The sequence below is a fragment of the Planktotalea sp. genome (genome assembly GCF_039984035.1).
Taxonomy (GTDB): domain Bacteria; phylum Pseudomonadota; class Alphaproteobacteria; order Rhodobacterales; family Rhodobacteraceae; genus Planktotalea.
Genome location: NZ_JBDWVM010000352.1, coordinates 1 through 2,913, shown reverse-complemented (window position 1 = coordinate 2,913; position 2,913 = coordinate 1). Strand labels below are relative to the sequence as shown.

Annotated in this window: 2 protein-coding genes and 1 pseudogene; all 3 read right to left on the bottom strand. The window is 56.3% G+C overall.

Going from position 1 to position 2,913, the window contains the following annotated elements; translation table 11 throughout:
- Positions 1 to 2,306 (bottom strand): phenylalanine--tRNA ligase subunit beta (pheT, locus tag ABJQ89_RS15820; RefSeq protein WP_348497129.1); only part of this gene is annotated, 2,306 nt, incomplete at its 3' end.
- Positions 2,307 to 2,320: 14 nt separating this feature from the next.
- Entirely contained in the window at positions 2,321 to 2,635 is a 315-nt protein-coding gene (locus ABJQ89_RS15815) for a hypothetical protein (protein ID WP_348497128.1), read from the bottom strand.
- Positions 2,635 to 2,913, bottom strand: a pseudogene (locus ABJQ89_RS15810) (phenylalanine--tRNA ligase subunit alpha); the annotation flags it as partial. The pseudogene ABJQ89_RS15810 and the gene ABJQ89_RS15815, both read right to left, overlap by 1 nt.

The window sequence follows — 2,913 nt, the reverse complement described above, 5'->3', positions numbered from 1 at the left end:
TCCGTTGGCTGCAAACGCACAGTTACCGCGATAGATTTTTTGCCCTCGCCCAAAGAGCCGCCAATGAATTCATCAAAGACACGCACGCCGTCGATCAAAGCTTTGTCAGCGCCAGACGCCGCATTCACCAAGGTCAGCGCTTCGACATCTACATCCACAACAAACGCGAAATCACGCTCAACCGCTTGCAGATCACTGGTTGTCATCGCAGGGCGCGTTGATGTTTTCTTCTTCGGCAGTGGCACTTCGGCGGGCCAGATCGTGAAGCCCATCGCAGGACCTTTGACATCCATCTCCGCCAGTACTTTTGGGTGAATTTCACCAAAGACGCCTAGCACCTTTTTAGGGCCAAGACAGATCACACCATGACGGCCCGGATGCCACCACGCATCCCCTGTGCGCAAGATCTGCACCTTCGCAGGCGCGCCAATCGCGCTTAGGAGGGCTTCAATATCCGCTTTCACGTCAAACACATCCACGTTGCGTGACGTTCCATGAACATCTTTCGGACCCGTGCGACCCGTCAGCAATCCAGAAAGCTGGATATGTTGCTCACCCGGCTCACCGCCATGAAAGGCTGTACCAACCTCAAACAACGCCTGATCGGCAACACCGCGCGCTTGGTTGCGCGCCGCAGCTTGGAGCAAGCCCGGCAACAAAGCAGGGCGCATATGGCTCATTTCGGAACTGATCGGATTGGCCAACATCGTCGCATCGCTGCCGCCGCCGAACAAGGCAGCGGAAAGTTGATCGATGAAGCTATAGGTCACGCATTCATTGTACCCGAGCGCAGCAGCTGTGCGGCGCGCAGTGCGCTCGCGTTGTTGCATGGGCGACAGGATCGGTTGCGTAATGCCAGCATCAAGGCTCGGCAATGGCACGCCTTTGAGACCCGTCAGCGACTCAATACGCGCGACTTCCTCAACAAGATCCGCCTCGCCTTGCACGTCTGGGCGCCAGCTCGGCACTTGCGCCATATCGCCACCCATGACGAAGCCAAGCGCCTCAAGCGTGGCGCGCTGAGTGTCCGCTGGAATGTCCATCCCAACAAGCGAAGAACACCGATCCGTATCCAGCTTATAGGCGCGTGATACGTCAGGCACCTCGCCCGCTTGGATCAGCTCTGACGCTTCACCACCCGCAACATCGACGATCATGCGCACCGCTTGCTCGAGCCCTTCAGGCGTGAAGACAGGATCAACACCGCGTTCAAAACGATAACGCGCATCAGAGTTAATTTTCAGCGCACGGCCTGTGTAAGCGATCTGGATCGGATCCCAATAAGCGCTTTCTACAAAGACATTGACCGTCTCGTCAGAACAGCCCGTCGCCAAGCCTCCCATGATACCCGCAATGCTTTCAGCGCCTTCATCGTCCGAGATGAGCATCTGATCCACTTGCAGCGTGTATTCCTTATCATCAAGCGCAACCAACGTCTCGCCACCTGCCGCGCGGTGAACGCGCAGGTTACCTTTGACCTTATCCAGATCGAAGACGTGCAAGGGGCGGTTCTGATCGTATGTGAAGTAGTTCGTCACATCGACGAGGAAATTGATCGGACGCAGTCCAATCGCGCGCAACGCATCTTGCAACCAAACAGGGGAAGGTCCGTTTTTCACGCCTTTGATCACGCGGCCGCAGAACACTGGGCAACCATCAAGCGTGTCTGCATCGATGCTCACATCAATGTCGGCCTTGAAGCTTGCTGCTACAGGCTCAACCTCAAGCGCTTTCAACCTACCCAAACCACGCGCCGCCAAATCACGGGCAATGCCGCGCACGCCAAGCGCATCAGGGCGGTTCGGCGTAATCGCGATTTCGATCATCGTATCGACTTTGGCAGGATCCTTTTCCGCGAGCCAGTCCACAAAGGTTTGACCCACCTCACCAGAAGGCAGTTCAATGATGCCATCATGTTCTTCGGACAGCTCCAACTCACGCTCGGACGCCATCATGCCGTGGCTTTCAACGCCGCGAATGTTGCCAACGGAAAGCGTCACATCAATGCCCGGCACATAGTCACCTGGCTTGCATAGAACGACGGTAATCCCTTCACGCGCGTTTGGTGCGCCGCAAACGATCTGCTGCATGCCAATGTCTGTTTCAACTTGGCACACGCGCAAGCGATCCGCATCGGGATGCTGCTCGGCTGATTTCACCTTGGCCAGCGTAAAGGACTTGAGCGCCTCCGCAGGGTTGCTCACCTCTTCCACTTCAAGACCGAGATCGGTCAAAGCGTAGAGAATGTCATCCAGAGACGCATCGGTCTCAATGTGCTTTTTCAGCCAGGAGAGTGTGAATTTCATCGCTTTATGTCCTGTTACTTAAGGCCGAGCGCTTCTCGAGCGAGCGCATGCCAATCTGTGTCGATGCCTTCCGGCACCTGAACCCAATCTTTGAAAGGTCTGCCCTTGCCCGACGGATCGAACGGCACGGCCTCAAGATGGGTCGCGAATATTTCCTCAACGCGCGTCGCGCCAAGTTTGAAAACCATTGAGTCTTGATGAAAAGACAAGACAGGCTTCTGCCCCGCAAGCCGCGCGCAGGGTTTCCCGAACATCTGCGCTGTCTCGAGGCTCGGTGCCTCGTCGCGCAGCTCGTCGATGAACTCTACGAAGATATGCGGGATTGCCATTAAAGCCCCGCAGCCAAGTTCGGCTGGTTCAAACTGTTAAAGCCGTAGTGGCGCAGCCAGCGCAAATCTGAATCAAAGAACGCGCGCAGATCGGGGATGCCGTATTTCAGCATCGCCATGCGGTCGATCCCCATACCGAAGGCAAAACCCTGCCATTCAGCCGGATCAATACCGCCCGCTTGCAGAACCTTCGGATGCACCATGCCAGAACCGAGAACTTCGAGCCAATCATCGCCCTCGCCCACTTTGACCGACCCGTTTTCCCAAGAGCACTGGAT

What these genes read in the sequence shown, in the direction of transcription:
- ABJQ89_RS15815 (WP_348497128.1), bottom strand. Translation starts at nt 2,635, where the DNA reads ATGGCAATCCCGCATATCTTCGTAGAGTTCATCGACGAGCTGCGCGAC.